Here is a 19,446-nt window from a genome sequence, read left to right as displayed (position 1 = left end):
CAGGGGTAGGGGAGCGTTGTATAAGGGTTGAAGGTGTACCGTAAGGAGCGCTGGACATTATACAAGTGAGAATGCCGGTATGAGTAACGAAAAGATCAAGTGAGAATCTTGATCCGCCGAAAGCCTAAGGGTTCCTGAGGAAGGCTCGTCCGCTCAGGGTAAGTCGGGACCTAAGGCGAGGCCGAAAGGCGTAGTCGAAGGACAACAGGTCGAAATTCCTGTACCACCGTAAGCCGTTATGAGCAATGGGGGGACGCAGTAGGGTAGTGACGCGGACTGATGGATGTCCGTCTAAGCAGTAAGGCTGATGTGTAGGCAAATCCGCACATTGTAAGGCTGAGCTGTGATGGGGAGCGAAAATTGTAGTAGCGAAGGTCATGATCTCACACTGCCAAGAAAAGCCTCTAGCCAGGTGAAGGTGCCCGTACCGCAAACCGACACAGGTAGGCGAGAAGAGTATTCTAAGGCGCGCGGAAGAACTCTCGTTAAGGAACTCGGCAAAATGACCCCGTAACTTCGGGAGAAGGGGTGCCCCGGTAGTGTGAATAGCACGAGGGGGCCGCAGTGAAAAGGCCCAAGCGACTGTTTAGCAAAAACACAGGTCTGTGCGAAGCCGTAAGGCGAAGTATACGGGCTGACGCCTGCCCGGTGCTGGAAGGTTAAGGGGAGTGGTTAGGAGCAATCCGAAGCTGTGAACCGAAGCCCCAGTCGGCGGCCGTAACTATAACGGTCCTAAGGTAGCGAAATTCCTTGTCAGGTAAATTCTGACCCGCACGAATGGCGTAACGACTTGGGCGCTGTCTCAACGAGAGATCCGGTGAAATTTTAATACCTGTGAAGATGCAGGTTACCCGCGACAAGACGGAAAGACCCCATGGAGCTTTACTGCAGCTTGATATTGAATTTGGGTACGATCTGTACAGGATAGGTGGGAGCCTTTGAAGAGACATGAGCGCCAGCTTGTGTGGAGGCAACGTTGGGATACCACCCTGATCGTATCTAGGTTCTAACCTGGTACCGTAATCCGGTGCGGGGACAGTGTCAGGTGGGCAGTTTGACTGGGGCGGTCGCCTCCTAAAGAGTAACGGAGGCGCCCAAAGGTTCCCTCAGAATGGTTGGAAATCATTCGAAGAGTGCAAAGGCATAAGGGAGCTTGACTGCGAGACCTACAAGTCGAGCAGGGACGAAAGTCGGGCTTAGTGATCCGGTGGTACCGCATGGAAGGGCCATCGCTCAACGGATAAAAGCTACCCTGGGGATAACAGGCTTATCTCCCCCAAGAGTCCACATCGACGGGGAGGTTTGGCACCTCGATGTCGGCTCATCGCATCCTGGGGCTGAAGTAGGTCCCAAGGGTTGGGCTGTTCGCCCATTAAAGCGGTACGCGAGCTGGGTTCAGAACGTCGTGAGACAGTTCGGTCCCTATCTGTCGTGGGCGTAGGAAATTTGAGAGGAGCTGTCCTTAGTACGAGAGGACCGGGATGGACGTACCGCTGGTGTACCAGTTGTTCCGCCAGGAGCACCGCTGGGTAGCTATGTACGGAAGGGATAAACGCTGAAAGCATCTAAGCGTGAAGCCCCCCTCAAGATGAGATTTCCCAGTATGTAAGACCCCTTGAAGACGACGAGGTAGATAGGCTGGGGGTGGAAGTGCAGCAATGCATGGAGCTGACCAGTACTAATCGGTCGAGGGCTTATCCAATAGCAAGTTGTAATTCGCATGTTTCGTTTCGAATCTAGTTTTCAGAGAACAACACTCTGAATGTAAGCTAAGCTATGCGTTTGGTGGCGATGGCGGAGGGGTTCCACACGTACCCATCCCGAACACGACCGTTAAGCCCTCTAGCGCCGATGGTACTTGGACCGCAGGGTCCTGGGAGAGTAGGACGCCGCCAAGCAAAGAACCACTGCCGATGTTATTCGGTGGTGGTTTTTATTTGTTTATAAGGATTAGATACGTTGAGCAGAAGCTCTGACATGATCGATATTGGAAGGTAACATTTTTGTTACGGATAACAGCGGTAAAACCAGTATAATAGGACTATGTTAAATATGCTAAAAGTACCTGACCACAGAGCTGGAATGTGCAGCTGTGAAAAGGAGGGTGTGTGTGTTAAGTTGGCGGAGACTTGGACTACAATCATTTCTGTTGCTTTGTTTGACCGTTGTTCTGGCAGGATGCGGTGAAGCTTCAGGATCTGTATGGACTTCATATGAAGGTGCGGTGAACGAAAAGAGTTTTCCGGTGCCGAAAGTAGCGAATAAATCTGACCAGTCTGAAAATAATTCGGATATGGATTATGTTCGATATACGCTGTCTGGTATTAGTGAGAGTACTAGCTTGCCTGAGGTATATCTAGACGAGATTAAAAGCTGGGGTTGGACAGAGAGGCAAGCCAAGGGTACATCCAATGAATCCAGTACCTTGCGTGTATTTGCAAAGGAAGGACATACTGTGCATTTAGCAGTACATGATGGTTCCTTTACACTAATGGTTCCTAGAAATGATGCTACTCAAACGACAGTTAAATCATTGGCTGAAGATGATTGAGTTGGTTCAGGTATGGTTCGGTATGATTAATTAACGCTGTGATGTTCCTTATAATATAGTAAAGCTCCCGTGTACATGATCGGGGGCTTTTTGTTATTTAGCTAAGTAGGTGTGCTTGAAGCATAGGGGAGTGTAAACAGCTAAAAATAGAGGGGGAGAGATATAAGTTGGATAAAGGTATTGAAGTAATGAATGGCTGATGGGAAGCAGCTAGAAGGCAGATAGAGCTGAGACTGAGACTGAGGCAAAAGATCGCCTAAAGGTGTAAGATCTACGAGATATCTGGGGTTATAAGGATATGGAGCAGTGGCAGGAAAAGAGGTGAAGAATGGAGCCTAGCGTGGGGATAACTCATTTAACTATACCCATGCTGTGGATAATGGATGAAAAGGGAACAATAAATAAAGGTTATCCACTGTGGATAACCTTTATTTGAGCATGTGAGGCTGAGTCAACTGAACGATACAACGATCATGTTTTTGTATTCGAAGGGCTCAGCGATTATGTATTACAGGTAAGTGAGGTACATTCAGTATTCCATAAATGAGGGAGTGTTATTGCAGATAGTATGAGACATCTTGTTCATTCAATTTGATGAGTCCATCTTTGCGCTCACGGGAGAGTACCATTACAACATACAAGCGAGGACCCAGCAACCACAAATGCCAGAAGATCAGCGAGAGGGTGAAGGACAATGGCGACCATATCAAACATACTGTAATGATACATAGTCCAATCCAGCTCATGTTAAGGTGTACCCGGACATACATACGGAAGCTAAAATGCTGATCAGGGATATAACCTAACCAGGGCATACGCATATTCCAGCGCCAGCGTTTGGCGTAAGAGGTACGGACCAGAAGTAATATCGTTCTGGCGATGACATAATGAATCCAGATGGTGAGTGGACCTGCCAGTACAAAAAAGAAGAGGCCAGTCCAGGAGAATGCGAGTAGATTGAATAAGAGCATGATGACCGGCAGACACAGATAGCTGTAAATGACACTGCGGGCGATAGCCTTTTTTTTCAGAAGCCGGTATTGATAAAATGTTGCTTTATTCTCCGGTTCGTCGATCATACGATTATATATCCTCCTTCGGATTCACGTTGTGTGGGGTAGGTATTCGTTTTTCTTACACGAGTAAAAGGGAATGAATCATGCATGTATGTATATATGAACCTTGTATCTCACGCCATGACGATTGTACAAGATATTGAGATTCGACGGAGCTTATCTCAGTATACTCCCGAATACACGGACTGTCAGGCTTTGATATCGTTATCATGTATTATATATCGGCTGGGATTCCAAGTTTTTTTAAGGAAATTGAATATAAGTTTGAGTCAGGCCATGGGATACGTGATGTAGAGGTAAATGCGATGGATTGTAGGAGTACTGTATATACATAAGCAGGTGAATGTTCTTGTAGGCAGAATGAATGTATTTTTCGGTACAGACACCCAAGAGGGGGTGGGCGAATATATATATTTTATAGAAAGAAAGCACTATGAAAATGTTTAAAATAATAGAAACTGTGCAATACTGATAGTAAACGTAAAACAAGGTGGGATGGTTCATGGAAGAACATGCCGAACACACATGTATTATCTGCGAGCAAAGAAAAAGAGAAGGCATTTTTATTGTATCTGAATTCATATGTGACACTTGTGAAGCAGAAATGGTTCATACCGACGCGCAGGATGCCAAGTACAATTATTTTATTCATCAAATGAAGCAAATTTGGGTACAAAAAAACGCATAATGAATGTTGCTAATAGAAGTAGAAGCGAAACATCACATTGTAACGATGCTGATGTGTATAGAGGCCCATTGGGCCTTTTTCTGTTTTTAAGAGGAGAGATTGTCTTGTTTGCCATCTTGGGAAGGGGTATGCTGATATAATGGGTATAGATCATTTGCAGTAGAGCGTGTGGAGATAGGGAAGAATGGCGTTCCTTGGATTAGGGAGCATTTTGAAGCGCATAGGGTGCACATTATATATGTACAGGATGGTTATTTCATGGAACATAAAAATAAATTAAGTAGTGCCCCTTTATATGAAGCGTTGCTTGCGTATCGTGATTCGAAGCAGCGTTCTTTTCATGTGCCTGGGCATAAGAATGGACAAGCTTACCGACATTTGGTAGAACAAGTAGAAGCAGGGCAACCTCCAGCTAAGGATATCGTTAATGAGGAACACCAGCACAACGGTGAGATTCAGAATGATGGAGGAAAGAATGTTAACCAGAAGGTAGAGCGTTTCAGTTCGGTGGGTGAACATGGGGCTGATCTGGAGAGCGTGGAACGACTCAGCGTTGAAGGGGCTCACTCGGAATTAGAACTGGTACCAGTGCGTTCATTTCTGGAGATGATGGAGATGGATGTTACGGAGATTACGGGCACCGATGATTTACATCATCCAGAAGGTGTGATCCAGGAAGCACAGGAGCTTGCGGCAGATTGTTTTGGTGCTGAGGAGAGTTTCTTCCTTGTAGGAGGCAGTACGGCAGGTAATTTGTCTCTATTGCTAACTGTGTGTGATGAGCCGAATAGCATTGTATTGGTGCAACGCAATGTACATAAATCAGTGATCCATGGATTGATGCTGGCGGGCGCAAGAGCTGTATTTCTGGAGCCATGGGTTGATCCTGCGTCTGGACTTGCGGTCATGCCGTCGATGGAGACGGTTCAGGCTGCTGTCCAAACGTATCCTGAGGCAAAGGGCGTATTAGTCACTTTGCCCAATTATTACGGCATGGGCGCAGATTTGACGCCCATAGCCGAGGTATGCCACGCAGCTGGCATGCCACTGCTCGTGGATGAAGCGCATGGCGCGCATTATGGGCAGCATCCGGAGCTGCCTGTCTCTGCACTGTCATGCGGAGCAGACGGTGTAGTGCAGTCGACGCATAAGATGCTGACGGCCTTCACCATGGGTGCCATGCTGCACATCCAGGGACCTCGGTTAAACCGGTCCCTGCTTCGGCAGCGCCTGGCCATGGTGCAAAGCTCAAGCCCATCATACCCCGTGATGGCTTCACTTGATTTGGCGCGCCGCCTGCTGCATGTGCAGGGAGCGAACACATTCACGGCGGGGCTCGCCGCCGTGAATGCCTTTAAGCGCGGCCTCGCGGAGCTGCCGCGCTTCCAGTTGCTGCAGCCTGCACAGCCGCTGCAGCCAGAACCGCCAGCCGGAACAGCGAAGCCGGCTGGCATGCCCGTGTCCGCTGCGCAGCAGACACGGGAGGGCCTGACCGCGGCGGCGATGCCATCTGCCGCGGGGTATACCGCTCAGGACCCATTCAAGGCCGTCATCTATGACGGCACAGGGGTGCTGAGCGGTTATGGGCTACAGCAGCAGCTGGAAGCATGCGGCTGTGTGCCTGAGATGAGCGACGAACGGTACGTCGTCTTGCTCTTCAGCCTGGGCTCAACGGTGCAAGATGCTCAGCACCTTTTGCAGGCTTTACACCATATCAGCTCTGCCAATGGGCATGAGCAGGTCCAACAATCCAATGCAGAGCCATCGCAACAGATTGCGAAAGGTTCTGCACATTATATTTCCACGTGGAACAATTCACAAGAAAACACTCGCTACTCGGAACCAATCTCCTTCACACTGCAACCGATTGTGGAGACGGATACGATCAATGTCCCGATAGAAGAAAGCGCGGGTTGTCGATCAGCCGAGATGGTTATTCCATATCCTCCAGGGATTCCACTTGTATATCCGGGTGAACGTATTAGTCCATCGATGGTGGCACGTATACAACTCCTGCGGGATGAGGGTGCAAAGTTTCATGGGGTATCCGATGCATCTCTACAGTCATTGAGGGTCATGAAGGAATGAAGGGAACACATGAAGATCTGAATTGCATTCACTAATAGGTAGGCAATATGACCAATACGAATTGCGATACCGGACCCTACACATGTGAGGGTCTCTTGGTCATTAATCCACTTGTTAGGGTGTGTCTTCAAACTCAGGGCTGCAATACGTTGAAGGATGTCAGGGTCCAACATCTTGAAGTCCAGGCTCGCTGATCCTGGCGAATTGTCCAGACGATTTTCTAAGGAACCGAGGACGTCTTATTTAGCCTTCGAGTCCTCCTTTTATTTTGTAAGGAACCTGAGACACGTTATTAACTAAATTCACCTAACAAACACGCTGTAAACGGCTGGTTATTCCAATATAGCGTGTTTCAGATTCCTTAGATTGCTGCGGGCGCTTCAAATCGCTGAATAAGACGTCACAGGTTCGTTAGCGCTCCCGCTCCGTCCCCTGCTCCAGACACGTTCAGTTACGTTCCGGCTTTCGGCAGGTATGAAGACACGCTCTAGTTCAACTTATACAGATAGACATAAGAAAGAAGGGAACACTTTGGGTATTCCGCTAAAAAAATATACAGGAATAGTCCTGCAAGTTTTGTTAATGTACGGTTTTTATTGGATTGGAAACTTGATTCAAGCTGTATTACATCTGCCGTTAACAGGCAGTATTGTGGGCATGCTGGTATTGTTTGTCACCATTCAACTGGAATGGATCAAAATGAACTGGGGAGAAGAAGGGTCGACGTGGCTTCAATCTCATCTGCAATTGTTGTTCATCCCGCCAACTGTGGGCATTATTAATCATTTTGATTTTTTTCGAGCTAACACCTTGTTATTGGTTCTTGGTTTGATCGTTAGCACATTAATCACATGTCTGATATCTGCCAAATTAAGTGAGTGGCTTATGACATGGAGATCGTCTCATTCAGGCAAAAAGGAGGCGATCACTTGTCAGCATTCATCCTCGGAATTGGAATGATTGCGCTAACCATCGCTGTATATATTCCAGCCACTCGTCTATATAAAAGGCTGAAATGGCCGATCCTCATGCCTGTACTCACAACGACTGCCATACTGATCCTGATTTTGGTGATTTTCGGTATAAAGCTGGATACGTACATGTTGGGTGGCAAATGGATACAGGAGCTTTTGGGCCCAGCAGTTGTATCTCTCGCTTTTCCCTTGTCCAGACATCTGCATGTGCTGAAGAAAAATATCATTCCAATTGTGGGTGGAACGATCGGAGGCAGCATTACAGGTGTCTCCACAGGGGCTTTGATCGCCATTCTGCTTGGCTATCCTCAAGAGATGGTCATCGCTTTATTGCCAAAATCAGTGACAACTCCTGTGGCTATTCAACTCGCTAATCAGGTTGGAGGGAATGCCTCATTCACATCGCTGTTTGTGATGATTGCAGGATTCTCAGGGATATTATTGGGGCCGATGCTCTTGAAATGGGCCAAAGTCCGCAGTAAACATGCCTATGGGATTGGACTGGGTTCAGCATCTCATGCCCTCGGCATGGCAAGGTCTTTTGAATATGGAGAGAATGCGGTAGCCCTCAGTTCAGTTTCCATGATTGTCAGTGCTATTGCCGGATCAATTATGCTTCCATTATGGGTATGGATTATCTACGGTTGAACGCTTTACTTTGTTGTTCATGTTGGAGTAACTGCTGACCTATAGTATTATAGAAAGAAACAAGCTTGTATGATCTTGGTGTTATTAATACGTACCGATATAGCTGTAGCTATACACCTCTGGGCGGGGGATATCATATCTTGTAGCAAGAGGGTCTAAGCATATTCAATTACAGCAGCAATAGATGCAATTATCGACATAGAAAGCAGGGAAGCATATGCAGGGCAGAGGTAAATTCATTACGTTGGAAGGGGGAGAGGGTTCCGGTAAAACAACGATGATCGGTAGAATAGGTTCTTATTTTGAAGAACGGGGTATACCTTACGTAGTTACGCGAGAGCCTGGCGGAATAGAGATTGCGGAGAAAATACGTTCAATTATCCTGGACCCTCTTCATACGGCAATGGATGCTCGAACCGAAGCGCTATTGTATGCAGCTGCACGTAGCCAGCATCTGGCGGAGAAAGTAGAGCCTGCACTGAGAGCTGGAAAAGCAGTCATCTGTGACCGATTTGTCGATAGTAGTCTGGTCTATCAAGGATACGCCCGTGGACTCGGGATAGAGAATGTATGGGCCATTAATCGCTTTGCGATTGGTGATCTCATGCCGGATGTGACCTTATATCTGGACATTGAGCCTGAAGTGGGGCTTGCCCGGATCGACGCTCATGATGGCCGCGAAGTGAACCGTCTGGATCTGGAAAATCTGGAGTTTCACCGTAAAGTGCGAGAGGGTTACTTCCTATTAAAAGAGCAGTTCCCGGAACGGATCAGGGTTATCGATGCTTCCATGAAGCAGGAGGATGTCTTGGCAGCAATGATTTTGTCGCTGGAGACAGGGATTTTGAAGGATTTTGACGAGTAATTGTCTAATATATAGACAGGGCATTTGATAAAGGTGCTTATTCTAAAGGAGGTTATGCAGGATGAAATTGATTGTTGCGATTATACAGGATAAAGACAGCAACCGATTATCCAGCGCATTGGTCAAAGCAAACTTTCGGGCAACGAAGCTTGCCAGTACGGGCGGATTTTTGAAGGCAGGCAACACGACGTTTATGATCGGTGTCGATGATGGTCAAGTCGAATCCGTAATGAACGTCATTCGCAGCAGCTGTAAGGTTCGTGAACAGCTCGTGACTCCGGTCACACCGATGAGTGGAACAACCGACTCTTACCTGCCGCTACCTGTTGAAGTTCAAGTAGGCGGAGCTACTGTATTTGTTCTCCCGGTAGATCGCTTCGAACATTTCTAATTAAACCTATTGCATGGATCTCATGAGGGTCCTTCATGATCGATAGCATGTTGGAACGATGGATGCAAGAAGAGTTAACAGCGTTCGTGCGTGCCACTTACGGAACGCCTTTCTTGATCAGAAGAATTGGCACACTCTTTCCGGATGAGCATCTCCTGACTGGGGAATGCTCATCCGGGAAGAAGTTGACTACAAACAACAAGTCCTTGATGGTGATGTGTATCTACCATTATATATAGAGTGTGATCAGCATTATATAAAAGCCTCATCCTCACGCACAGGCGCTACGCGCACTGTGCTGATGGGCGATTGGCTATCTATGATAGAAAGCGGGCGTATCCATGAAAATCAATCCTGGATTCAGACCGATTCAGAGCGGGATCAGTTCTACTGATTCAGGTTCCAAACCGGTTCAATCCAAAAATTTCTCTGATATGATGAACCACCAGGGGGAGCGGGCCTCACAAGCTGAACTGAATCGCCGGTTTAGTGAAATCCAGCTTCAGGGCGATCGCTTGGCACGTTCCATGACGATTCGTGAACTGAAGGCGTATAAGCAACTTGTTAAAAGGTTCCTGGAAGAGACCGTTCGTCGCGGTGTATCCATGAAAGAGACAAGGGGTTGGGATCGTCGTGGCAGAGGCAAGCGTTATAAGCTGATTGATGAAATTGACTCCGCTCTGTTATCCATGGCTGATGAACTGCTGGATACAGAAGAAGGAAAAATCTCTCTATTACAACAAGTAGGCGAAATTCGGGGGATGCTTATTAATTTAAGCTTCTGAGGAGGAAGTATGTCCTTTCAACAGATTATGGGTCAACAAGCGGCCAAGCAAATGTTACAAAGCAGTTTGAGACGTCAGGCAATAAGCCACGCGTATTTGTTTAGCGGTCCAGCTGGTAGCGGGCAACGGAAGACGGCAATTACCTTTGCCAAGGCAATATTCTGTACAGAGCTTGAAGATGACACGTGCGGGCAGTGTCTTGAATGTCGTAAGGTGGATCATGGTAACCATCCGGATCTAACCATGCTTGCACCAGATGGAAACAACATTAAAATAGATCAAATCCGGGATCTGCAGCGTATCTTTTCATACCGATCAGAGGCAGGCCATCCCAAAGTATATATTATAGAACAAGCCGAGAAAATGACGGTGCAGGCAGCAAACAGTTTGCTGAAATTTCTGGAGGAACCACAGGTACCAGCAGTGGGCATTCTGATTACAGATAATGGACAGGCCATGTTGCCTACGATTCGTTCACGCTCCCAATTGGTGCCGTTCAGCGCACTGAATCCGGAAGAGATGCTGCAATCACTAATTGAGGAAGGGCATCCTGCCAATCTGGCTCGCTCTGCCGTCCATTTAGCGTCAGGATTGGAAGCATGTAGAGAAATTCTCCAGCAGAATTGGTTTGCAGAAATTAGAAACGTAATGTTACAATTAGGGAAGGAGTCCCTGGGTAGAGGAAGTACATCATTGATCTCTGCACAGCAGAAGCTTTTTAAAACCGGACTCTCTGAACACCTGGACATGCTGCTTAGTTTGTTCCATCTATGGTTTAGGGACATGCTGTATGTTCAGTACGATAGGCATGAACATATCGTTTTTATAGATCAGTTAGACATGTTATCTCAGTTGGCACATACCCGCAGCACAGAGCAGTGGGTCTCCTATATGGATATGGCCGCAGCATGCAGAAAAAAATTGCGTTTCAACGTCAATGGCCAGCTTTGTCTGGAGCAATTTTTGATCGGTTTGGCATAAGACTGGGAGAGGGCAAAGTTAGCTCCAATCATATGCAAACGGATATAACTTCGGCCGGTTCCCTAAGAAGACGGGGCTTCAGACGAAGTGGGGTTGGCTTACAAGGGGGTTAATTTTTTGTACAGTGTAGTGGGTGTCCGTTTCAAAAAAGCGGGCAAAATTTATTACTTCGATCCCCTGGACCTTCCCATTGAGAAAGAAAACTGCGTTATCGTGGAGACAGCGCGGGGGGTTGAGTACGGTAAGGTTGTCGTAGGTAAGAAGGAAGTGGGCGAGTCCGACGTGGTGTTGCCGCTGAAGAAAGTCATCCGCGTTGCGGGCGATACTGATGCCCGTGTGGTTGATGAGAACAAGCGTGCAGCCAAAGAAGCATTCGGTACTTGTTTAAATAAAATCAAAGACCATGGCCTCAAAATGAAGCTGGTCGATGTGGAATTTACGTTTGATCGCAATAAAATTATATTTTATTTTACAGCTGAAGGAAGAGTTGATTTCCGGGAGCTGGTCAAGGATCTGGCAAGCATATTCCGGACACGAATCGAGCTGAGACAGATTGGTGTACGTGATGAAGCGAAGATGCTTGGCGGAATCGGACCTTGCGGCCGTGTGTTGTGTTGTTCTTCCTGGCTGGGAGACTTTGAGCCGGTATCAATCAAGATGGCTAAAGATCAGAGCCTGTCACTGAATCCGACGAAAATTTCAGGGTTGTGCGGAAGACTCATGTGCTGTCTGAAATTTGAGCATGATAACTATGAAAGTGTGAGAGAAGAACTGCCAGCTGTAGGCAAATTGGTCGTCACCTCATTGGGTGAAGGAAAAGTTGTCGGAATTAATGCCGGTAGCCGCACAGTCCATGTTCAACTGTTCGACATCAGTAAAGTCAAAGAACTTCCGCTGGATGACGTCGTTATCAAGTAAACCATAAAGGTTGCTTCGGGGTGGAAACTTGGAAAAGAAAAATCTGTTTACGCACATTCATGAAATGGAAACCCAACTGGGTCAGTTGCACGGTGATTTAGGAGAGTTAAAAATGATTGTGAAGGAGCTGCTTGAGGATAATCAGCGGCTTACCATCGAGAATGAGCAGTTACGCAAACTGCTCAAACGAGAGGCTCCGGCAGATTTGCCGATCTCCTCAGCACTCGCTCCTGTAGCAAGACCAGCAGGTCCGGCTACAGGCGAGGATGTTGTGGGTGAAGGGTATGATAATCTGGCTCGGTTGTATCACGAAGGCTTCCATATCTGCAACGTCTATTATGGACATTTGCGGACGGAAGGCGATTGTCTGTTCTGCCTGTCTTTTTTGAATAAATGAAGTGACCGTAGGGATCCCCTACGGTTTTTTTTCAAGGTTATAAACCTAGAGATAACAAACATGAGATATAGAGTACCGGAGGATGAGCGTAACATATGGAAGCAAATGAAGTTGTGTTACATGAGTCAGAGCGGATTGATGATCTGCTCTCTCATGATCTGAGAATCATTCAAAGTGATGAAGTGTTTAGTTTTTCGATGGATGCGGTATTATTAGCCCGGTTTGCTTCCTTACCTAAACGGGGTCGTGTACTTGATTTGTGTACGGGTAACGGGGTGGTTCCCATTTTGCTTACAACGCGTACGCAGGCTAGTCTGGAAGGGATCGAGATTCAGCCACGTTTGGCTGATATGGCGCGTCGCAGTGTGCAATTAAATGCGTTGGATGAGTCGATTATGATTCGTGAAGGTGATTTGCGAGAACTGGTGAAAGAAACAGGACATGCTGTATACGATGCAATAACGGTTAATCCCCCATACATGCCCCTGAATGGCAGTGATCTCAAGATGAACACACATCAGGCCATGGCACGTCATGAGATCGGATGTACCCTGGAAGAAGTGATACAAGCTTGCAGTCGACTTGTACGTAATGGCGGCAAAGTATCAATGGTTCATCGTCCACAGCGCCTTGCAGAGATTATCTCGCTCATGCGCGAATATAAGCTGGAACCAAAACGGATTCGGATGGTACATCCCCGTGCTCATCTGGAAGCCAACATGGTGTTAATTGAAGGAATGAAAGATGGTAAACCCGAAGTTAGGATGCTTCCTCCACTCATTGTCTACAATGAAGAGGGGAAATACTGCGAAGAGATTATGGATATTTACTATGGTCAGCAACATGCTGAGCGTACTACGAAAGGAGGGCTTTAGATGACTTTGCATATTCAGAAAAGCTATGCGGAGCAGCCTGAAGGATCAGGCAAGCTCTATCTGGTTGGAACACCCATTGGTAATCTCGAGGATATGACCTTCCGTGCCATCAAGACATTGCAGAGTTGTGACATCATTGCAGCAGAAGATACACGCCAGACCCGAAAGCTGCTTACCCATTTTGAAATTACACCTTCGATGCTGTTTAGTTATCATGAGCATAATAAGGGGGCGAGTGGACCTGAACTGATACGCTATATAATAGAAGGAAAAAATTTGGCACTCGTCAGCGATGCCGGTTTGCCAGCCATTTCGGACCCTGGTTCTGACCTTGTACAGCTTGCACTGGAAGCCGGAATAACGGTCATTCCCATCCCGGGGCCCAACGCTGCGTTGTCTGCTCTGATCGTGTCCGGATTACCGACGGAGCGTTTTACATTCGGCGGTTTTTTGCCGCGGGAGAAAAAGGACATGCGAAAAGTGCTGGAGGCTTTTGACGAATCCAACGGGACTTTGTTATTTTATGAATCGCCTCACCGTATCCGGAAAACATTAGTCCACCTTGAAGAAATTCTGGGTGATCGCTCGATTGTCCTGGCTCGTGAATTAACCAAGCGTCATGAGGAATTCGCAAGGGGCACTGTGAGGGAATGCATAGACTGGCTTGAAGAACATCCGCCTCTTGGCGAGTACTGCTTGTTGGTAGAAGGCATTAAGGCAGAGGAGCGTAAGGCTGAGCGCGAAGCATGGTGGCAGCTCATGTCACTCGCGGATCATGTCAGCCATTATGAGGGTGAAGGACATAACCGCAAAGATGCAATGAAAAAAACGGCTACCGATCGCGGTCTGACGAAGCGGGATGTATATAATGCGTTAATTGAGCAGTAATCTAACCAAATATTTTCTGAAATGGGGAACATAACCTGAAAAGAAGCTTATATTCAACCTTAGGGGAATATTAAAAAGAGCAGAGTGGCTCAAAAAGATTCCAAACAAAATTTATCGTTCTCTCCCCGCTTGCGTGTGACAGAATCATTTTGGGTAATGGAACCCATAACTAGGCAAAAAAATACCTTCCGCGGTGGGGTTCACACCGGGAAGGTCATTAAGGAATATTAAAAAGGTTAGAGATAACAATTTAGATAAGTCCAGTATACCTGTTTTTTATTTTGCTACAGGTGCAGGGATTTCGGAAATACATTCGTTACAAACAATTTTACCTTTGAAGTAAGTAACGTTCTCTGCATTACCACAGAAGATACAAGCAGGCTCGTATTTTTTCAACATGATGCGCTCGCCGTCAACATAGATTTCCAGAGCATCTTTTTCACCAATACCGAGCGTACGGCGCAATTCAATTGGAATAACTACCCGTCCCAGTTCGTCCACTTTTCTTACAATACCTGTTGATTTCATCATTATAATCAGTGCTCCTCTCAGCTAACTATCTTTGTCATTATTCGACATTATTTTATGTTTTATGATACTCATCATACCAACGATTCCCAAATCAGTCAACCTTAAAATTAGCTTAAAATTAAGGATGTTTTTCACAAGGTTAATGGTGGTAAGGGATTGGAAGCCGTTTTTCGCATTTAAACCTCAATGTCAGCTTTGTCGATTTGGAAAACGACAAAACTACTTCATTCGACAAAGTTCGTCATATGGTGTCGAATATTAGGTGAATCGCAGAGCTCAAAGCGTTAATATAAAAGAAATTAAAGGAGTGAGTCGACATGGAACAACGTTTAACGGAAGAGAAAGTATTCAAAGATCCGGTACATAATTATATCCACGTGCAAGATCCGGTTATATGGCAGTTAATTAACACCCCGGAATTTCAGCGTTTACGCCGGATTCGTCAACTAGGTACTTCTTACCTTACCTTTCACGGAGCAGAGCATAGTCGGTTCTCACATTCACTAGGTGTTTATGAGATTACACGCAAGATCATCTCTCAGTTTGAAAGAAGTCATTATTCGGATTGGCCGAAGGAAGAAAAGATTGTAGCTCTGTGCGCAGCTCTGCTTCATGATCTCGGGCATGGGCCATTCTCTCACTCCATCGAGGAAGCTTTTGGCATGAATCACGAAGATTGGACTTGTCGCATTATCACAGGTGATACCGAAGTAGGGGCGATCTTAAGACGGTATGCTCCTGATTTTCCTGAGAAAGTAGCGTCTGTCATTCAAAAAACGTATGAAAAGCCGATTGTGGTGAACTTGGTGACCAGTCCGCTTGATGCAGACCGAATGGATTATTTGCTCAGGGATGCCTATTTTACAGGTGTAAATTACGGCACGATTGACCTTGATCGTATCCTTCGGATGCTGCGTCCTTATCATGGGCGGATTGTAGTCAAGGAGTCAGGCATGCATGCTGTGGAGGATTACCTGATGTCTCGGTATCAGATGTATTGGCAGATTTACTTCCATCCGGTAACTCGTAGTTCTGAAATTATATTGCGGCAAATATTCAAGCGAGCGAAAACACTCATACAGCATGGTTTTCAATTCCGCTTCATGATTGATCCACTCCCTCAATTATTTGAAGGAGAATTATCCGTAGATGAATATTTGCAGTTGGATGAAGCATTAATTCAGACGGCATTTACGCAGTGGCGCAAGGAGGACGATACTGTTCTGAGTGAGTTATGCGAACGTTTTATGGATCGCAAGTTATATAAGTATGTAGAGCTTGAACAGGTCGACTTGACAATGATGGAAGAGATTCGGGAAGCTTTTGTACAAGCTGGCCTCGATCCCGAATATGATCTTGAAATTGATTTTCCTTCGGATAATCCGTATGATGTGTTTCGTCCGGATGAATCTACAGATAAGCAGATTCTTCTTCTGGATCGACAGGACAATTTACGTGAGTTGTCAGAAGTATCTGACATTGTCCGTTCCATCAGCGGGCTTCACCGAGGGAAACATCATTTGTATTACCCGCAAAACAAGGTGGATGCGATTATTCACGAATTACCGTCACATATACGCCCCTATTTCTTGTAATCGTGTGGGTATAATCCGATGAAGAATTTCGATATCAAAACACTTTCTAAAAGAGCTATTTTCCATGATACAGTAATCTGCTTTAATGGGGAGTATATGTAGATCGACATAATTTTGTAAATGCAAGCAGGCAGAATGAGTATAATCAGCAATATATAGATCAGAATATCCGTATATCTTCTATATATTGTAGTTGTGAAGAAACAAAAGTAATGATGTAATACACAGATTACCCAAAATGTTTTATGTATGAGTCATTGAATTATTGAATTTTACAAATTGAATTTTGAAAAAGAAGATAGTCGTTATTTCGACATGAAGGGAGATACAGACATGATGCTGTTCGACACACATACACATCTGGATGCACCACAATTCGACGAGGACCGCGAGGAAATGATTCAGCGTGCTGTGGACGCGGGGATTGGTCGCATGATCAACATTGGCTTTAACCGGGAGACAATTCCAACCACAATGAAACTCGCCGAAACGTATGACTTTATATATGCAGCTGTAGGGTGGCATCCGGTAGATGCGATCACAATGCAGGAGGGCGATTTGGAGTGGATTGCATCTTTATGCAAGCATGAAAAAGTAGTTGCGATCGGTGAGATTGGATTGGATTATCACTGGGATACTTCACCAAAAGAAATACAGCATCGCGTATTACGACAACAAATTGCTTTGGCTCGTGAAGTGAACATGCCGATTGTCATCCATAATCGTGATGCACATGAGGATATCATAAGAATTTTGCGTGAAGAGAAAGCGGGTGAAGTTGGTGGTGTGATGCACTCGTTCTCGGGCAGCTGGGAAACAGCGAAAAGTTGTCTCGATATGGGCTTCCATCTCTCCTTCGGAGGACCGATCACATTCAAAAATGCAAAGCAGCCCAAAGAGGTGCTGGAGAAGGTTCCTATGGACCGGTTTTTCATTGAAACAGATGCACCATATTTGACACCTCACCCTTATCGTGGGAAGCGAAATGAGACAGCGCATGTACGTCTGGTTGCAGAGGCAGCAGCGGAAATTAAAGGCATTTCGTTGGAGGAAATTGCTGCAATAACAACCAAAAATGCCATGGAACGATTTGGAATTCGTTAAAAAAACGAGCAAATGAGGTGAAAAAGGCAGGTAAGCGGAGTTAATTTACCCTTTGATCCGAATAAATCAAGAATATTACAATATTTTAACCAAATATTCAGAGAAACGCACTTGATCAACGCTTTACAACATGCATCAAAACAGGATATCATCTTTTCAGTGAATGGTGTGCGGAAAATTGGACAGATGTTCGGGGGATGAACAAAGGGACACTTTCCGATGAAACAACATTACTTTCATGAATCAGTCTCGCTGAGTCTCCGTTAACGGAGAGCGGGGGAACCAATAGGGCTTAAACATCGGTGTATTTGGCCGATGTGCAACGTTCGCTTACCCAAAAGCAGCGAAGGGAACTGCGAAGCCGTATTTGATTTCTTCTTTGGGTCTCGGGGTGAATTCAAGGGCGTCCGCCATGAGCGGGTGACCTAAGATAGGGCGGCTCTCTTTCGCCCGAACCCGACAGCTAACCTCGCAAGCGGAAAAAGAGAGGCAACCTCGTGCATGAATTTCCGATATTCAAAATCATTCGGAAGCCACGAAAGAGTTCCTCTTACACTCTTTCTTTGGCTTTTTTGTTTTTGAATAAAAGAAATATTGTCATCATACGGTAGGTATTCAGGAGGATGACATCATGTTGCGAAGAGGGATTCATGGTGCAGAACCGGTCATATGGTCTGATCTGTGTTCTGTAGAAAATTTGGTATAGTCACGTCAAAGACATCATGCATTACTTTAGACGGCGAGGCTATGAAGGAGGACGGAGAAGTGGGCACATTCCAACCAGAAGAGACCCATGAGTCACGATCATCCAGTAAGTCTTTCGCGTTGCGGTGGAAGCATGAGAACATGCGTCAGATGGCATTGATCGCGATTTTCTCAATTGCGCTTACAATCATGATCTTGTTAGTCGTTTACGGTCAGGCCGGGAAACAAATTTCACTGGTTATTGATGGCAAAGCTCAGGTGGTAGAGACTCGTACAGGAATGCTTCAGGAAATGCTGGAGGAGCAGTCAATCACAGTCAGCCCTCACGATAAGGTATCCATGTCCATGAACGGGGCGATTACAGATGGAGACCGAATCGTTATTGAGCGGGCCGTTCCAGTTAACATTACGGCAGACGGAAACACCAAGACTCTGTATACAACCGATTCATCGGTACAAGATGCAATTCAAAAATCAGGTATTCAAGTTGCAAGTAATGATAAGGTGTATCCAGCGCTCGGAACTGCAGTCAAAGCGGATATGAAAATCCGTGTAGTGCGGGTAACAAAGCGTACAGTGAATGTAGAACAACCGATTGCTTACAAAGTGATCAAAACAGCTAACCCAAGCTTGTACAAAGGGGATAACCGTGTCGTTGTGAACGGCAAAGAAGGTACACTTGTACAGCATATTGAAAAGGTATTTCAGGATGGAGAAATGGTCTCCAAAAAAATGGTCGGCAAATCCGTCGCGAATAATCGTGTAGATAAAGTGATCGCTGTCGGTACCAAAGCAAAACCGGTCGTAAAAGAACCTGAGGTTCAGACCGTATCGGCTCAAACTTCAACAACCAAAACGGCAACAACAACGAACTCGAAGAAAACCTCTGCCTCGGGCAGCAAAGTGATTACCGTATCCGGGACTTCTTTTAAATACTCCAAAGTACTTAAAAATGTATCCATGACTGCCTACTCTTCCGAAGAGCCTGGCATTGGTACTAAAACAGCTTCCGGTACTCGTGTAACGGAAGGGCGCACCATTGCGGTTGATCCCAAAGTCATTCCAATTGGCTGGTGGGTATATATCGAAGGTCTGGGATTCCGTCGTGCGGAAGATACAGGCGGTGCCATTAAAGGTAACAAAATTGATGTATATTATGACAGTGTGAAGCATGCCCTGAATTTTGGACGTAAGAAAGGCAAGACGGTCTACGTGATCGGTCCGGTGAAGCCGGAAGCGAACTAAAATCGTTTTACTTTGAAATGGGAATGCTATAAAATAGTTGCATGAATGATTCATGCGGAATATGCGGCGGAGGAGTCTGAATTCAGTCTCCCCCGCCGTTTGGCAGAGAAGAGGATATTCCTCTTCTTTTTGCGTTAGAAA

The 19,446-nt window shown here is 46.0% G+C and carries 19 protein-coding genes, 2 rRNA genes and 1 riboswitch; of the genes, 19 read left to right on the top strand and 2 right to left on the bottom strand.

Going from position 1 to position 19,446, the window contains the following annotated elements; translation table 11 throughout:
* The 3 genes from D829_RS0123705 to D829_RS0123695 form a co-directional block, all read left to right on the top strand.
* A 23S ribosomal RNA gene (locus tag D829_RS0123705) occupies positions 1 to 1,702 on the top strand; the annotation flags it as partial.
* Positions 1,703 to 1,781: 79 nt separating this feature from the next.
* Positions 1,782 to 1,898: ribosomal RNA gene (gene rrf, locus D829_RS0123700) — 5S ribosomal RNA — on the top strand.
* Positions 1,899 to 2,110: 212 nt separating this feature from the next.
* Positions 2,111 to 2,551: a hypothetical protein gene (locus D829_RS0123695; RefSeq protein ID WP_017691399.1), complete on the top strand. Its 441-nt coding sequence runs from the start codon at positions 2,111 to 2,113 to the stop codon at positions 2,549 to 2,551.
* 554 nt (positions 2,552 to 3,105) lie between these two features.
* Here the strand turns inward: D829_RS0123695 and D829_RS0123685 are convergent.
* Positions 3,106 to 3,630, bottom strand: a complete 525-nt coding sequence (locus tag D829_RS0123685) for a hypothetical protein (protein ID WP_017691397.1) — start codon at positions 3,628 to 3,630, stop codon at positions 3,106 to 3,108.
* A 499-nt stretch (positions 3,631 to 4,129) separates the two neighbouring features.
* Here D829_RS0123685 and D829_RS0123680 point away from each other — a divergent pair, with 499 nt between their 5' ends.
* The 13 genes from D829_RS0123680 to rsmI all read left to right on the top strand — a co-directional run bounded on the left by D829_RS0123680 (position 4,130) and on the right by rsmI (position 14,125).
* Positions 4,130 to 4,315, top strand: coding sequence for a sigma factor G inhibitor Gin (locus D829_RS0123680; protein ID WP_017691396.1), 186 nt, complete (start codon positions 4,130 to 4,132; stop codon positions 4,313 to 4,315).
* Positions 4,316 to 4,573: 258 nt separating this feature from the next.
* Positions 4,574 to 6,403 (top strand): aminotransferase class I/II-fold pyridoxal phosphate-dependent enzyme, encoded by a 1,830-nt coding sequence (locus D829_RS0123675; protein ID WP_017691395.1) that lies wholly within the window; start codon positions 4,574 to 4,576, stop codon positions 6,401 to 6,403.
* A 531-nt stretch (positions 6,404 to 6,934) separates the two neighbouring features.
* On the top strand, positions 6,935 to 7,363 hold the full coding sequence (locus D829_RS0123670) for a CidA/LrgA family protein (RefSeq protein ID WP_017691394.1): 429 nt from the start codon (positions 6,935 to 6,937) through the stop codon (positions 7,361 to 7,363).
* Positions 7,333 to 8,025, top strand: coding sequence for an LrgB family protein (locus D829_RS0123665; RefSeq protein WP_017691393.1), 693 nt, complete (start codon positions 7,333 to 7,335; stop codon positions 8,023 to 8,025). Before D829_RS0123670 ends, D829_RS0123665 begins: the two co-directional genes overlap by 31 nt.
* Before the next feature lie 217 nt (positions 8,026 to 8,242).
* Positions 8,243 to 8,890 carry a dTMP kinase gene (tmk, locus tag D829_RS0123660; RefSeq protein ID WP_017691392.1) on the top strand — a complete coding sequence of 216 codons (648 nt, stop codon included), beginning with the start codon at positions 8,243 to 8,245 and terminating at the stop codon, positions 8,888 to 8,890.
* A gap of 61 nt (positions 8,891 to 8,951) precedes the next feature.
* A complete protein-coding gene (locus D829_RS0123655; RefSeq protein ID WP_017691391.1) occupies positions 8,952 to 9,281 on the top strand; it encodes a cyclic-di-AMP receptor in 330 nt (109 codons plus the stop codon).
* 35 nt (positions 9,282 to 9,316) lie between these two features.
* Positions 9,317 to 9,520: a hypothetical protein gene (locus D829_RS0123650; protein WP_017691390.1), complete on the top strand. Its 204-nt coding sequence runs from the start codon at positions 9,317 to 9,319 to the stop codon at positions 9,518 to 9,520.
* Between the two features lie 102 nt (positions 9,521 to 9,622).
* Complete coding sequence (locus D829_RS0123645; protein ID WP_017691389.1) at positions 9,623 to 10,066, top strand: YaaR family protein; 444 nt, start codon at positions 9,623 to 9,625, stop codon at positions 10,064 to 10,066.
* 9 nt (positions 10,067 to 10,075) lie between these two features.
* A complete protein-coding gene (holB, locus tag D829_RS0123640; RefSeq protein WP_017691388.1) occupies positions 10,076 to 11,047 on the top strand; it encodes a DNA polymerase III subunit delta' in 972 nt (323 codons plus the stop codon).
* A gap of 117 nt (positions 11,048 to 11,164) precedes the next feature.
* A complete protein-coding gene (locus D829_RS0123635; RefSeq protein ID WP_017691387.1) occupies positions 11,165 to 11,965 on the top strand; it encodes a stage 0 sporulation family protein in 801 nt (266 codons plus the stop codon).
* 28 nt (positions 11,966 to 11,993) lie between these two features.
* The gene (yabA, locus tag D829_RS0123630) at positions 11,994 to 12,362 is read left to right on the top strand and encodes a DNA replication initiation control protein YabA (protein WP_017691386.1); all 369 of its coding nucleotides are present in this window, start codon (positions 11,994 to 11,996) and stop codon (positions 12,360 to 12,362) included.
* Positions 12,363 to 12,457: 95 nt separating this feature from the next.
* Positions 12,458 to 13,237 carry a tRNA1(Val) (adenine(37)-N6)-methyltransferase gene (locus tag D829_RS0123625; RefSeq protein WP_017691385.1) on the top strand — a complete coding sequence of 260 codons (780 nt, stop codon included), beginning with the start codon at positions 12,458 to 12,460 and terminating at the stop codon, positions 13,235 to 13,237.
* Entirely contained in the window at positions 13,238 to 14,125 is an 888-nt protein-coding gene (gene rsmI, locus D829_RS0123620) for a 16S rRNA (cytidine(1402)-2'-O)-methyltransferase (RefSeq protein ID WP_017691384.1), read from the top strand.
* 276 nt (positions 14,126 to 14,401) lie between these two features.
* Here rsmI and D829_RS0123615 read toward each other — a convergent pair whose 3' ends face one another.
* The gene (locus tag D829_RS0123615; protein WP_017691383.1) at positions 14,402 to 14,656 is read right to left on the bottom strand and encodes an AbrB/MazE/SpoVT family DNA-binding domain-containing protein; all 255 of its coding nucleotides are present in this window, start codon (positions 14,654 to 14,656) and stop codon (positions 14,402 to 14,404) included.
* Between the two features lie 317 nt (positions 14,657 to 14,973).
* Here D829_RS0123615 and D829_RS0123610 point away from each other — a divergent pair, with 317 nt between their 5' ends.
* The 3 genes from D829_RS0123610 to D829_RS0123600 all read left to right on the top strand — a co-directional run bounded on the left by D829_RS0123610 (position 14,974) and on the right by D829_RS0123600 (position 19,305).
* The gene (locus D829_RS0123610) at positions 14,974 to 16,251 is read left to right on the top strand and encodes an HD domain-containing protein (RefSeq protein ID WP_017691382.1); all 1,278 of its coding nucleotides are present in this window, start codon (positions 14,974 to 14,976) and stop codon (positions 16,249 to 16,251) included.
* A 333-nt stretch (positions 16,252 to 16,584) separates the two neighbouring features.
* Positions 16,585 to 17,355, top strand: coding sequence for a TatD family hydrolase (locus tag D829_RS0123605; RefSeq protein ID WP_017691381.1), 771 nt, complete (start codon positions 16,585 to 16,587; stop codon positions 17,353 to 17,355).
* 240 nt (positions 17,356 to 17,595) lie between these two features.
* Positions 17,596 to 17,849: riboswitch (cyclic di-AMP (ydaO/yuaA leader) on the top strand.
* Positions 17,850 to 18,120: 271 nt separating this feature from the next.
* Positions 18,121 to 19,305, top strand: a complete 1,185-nt coding sequence (locus tag D829_RS0123600; RefSeq protein WP_017691380.1) for a 3D domain-containing protein — start codon at positions 18,121 to 18,123, stop codon at positions 19,303 to 19,305.
* Positions 19,306 to 19,446: the final 141 nt, after the last annotated feature.

It is taken from the genome of Paenibacillus sp. PAMC 26794, assembly GCF_000316035.1.
Classification (GTDB): Bacteria; Bacillota; Bacilli; order Paenibacillales; family Paenibacillaceae; genus Paenibacillus.
The sequence above is the reverse complement of the archived record's forward strand: the minus strand, read 5'-3'. Positions and strand labels throughout refer to the sequence as shown.

Bases quoted from the DNA above. Each gene is read 5' to 3' on its own strand.
- D829_RS0123685 (WP_017691397.1), bottom strand. From the start codon at position 3,630: ATGATCGACGAACCGGAGAATAAAGCAACATTTTATCAATACCGGCTT.
- holB (WP_017691388.1), top strand. From the start codon at position 10,076: ATGTCCTTTCAACAGATTATGGGTCAACAAGCGGCCAAGCAAATGTTA.
- D829_RS0123625 (WP_017691385.1), top strand. From the start codon at position 12,458: ATGGAAGCAAATGAAGTTGTGTTACATGAGTCAGAGCGGATTGATGAT.
- D829_RS0123675 (WP_017691395.1), top strand. From the start codon at position 4,574: ATGGAACATAAAAATAAATTAAGTAGTGCCCCTTTATATGAAGCGTTG.
- rsmI (WP_017691384.1), top strand. From the start codon at position 13,238: ATGACTTTGCATATTCAGAAAAGCTATGCGGAGCAGCCTGAAGGATCA.
- D829_RS0123655 (WP_017691391.1), top strand. From the start codon at position 8,952: ATGAAATTGATTGTTGCGATTATACAGGATAAAGACAGCAACCGATTA.
- D829_RS0123610 (WP_017691382.1), top strand. From the start codon at position 14,974: ATGGAACAACGTTTAACGGAAGAGAAAGTATTCAAAGATCCGGTACAT.
- D829_RS0123615 (WP_017691383.1), bottom strand. From the start codon at position 14,656: ATGATGAAATCAACAGGTATTGTAAGAAAAGTGGACGAACTGGGACGG.
- D829_RS0123645 (WP_017691389.1), top strand. From the start codon at position 9,623: ATGAAAATCAATCCTGGATTCAGACCGATTCAGAGCGGGATCAGTTCT.
- D829_RS0123680 (WP_017691396.1), top strand. From the start codon at position 4,130: ATGGAAGAACATGCCGAACACACATGTATTATCTGCGAGCAAAGAAAA.
- D829_RS0123605 (WP_017691381.1), top strand. From the start codon at position 16,585: ATGATGCTGTTCGACACACATACACATCTGGATGCACCACAATTCGAC.
- tmk (WP_017691392.1), top strand. From the start codon at position 8,243: ATGCAGGGCAGAGGTAAATTCATTACGTTGGAAGGGGGAGAGGGTTCC.
- D829_RS0123650 (WP_017691390.1), top strand. From the start codon at position 9,317: ATGATCGATAGCATGTTGGAACGATGGATGCAAGAAGAGTTAACAGCG.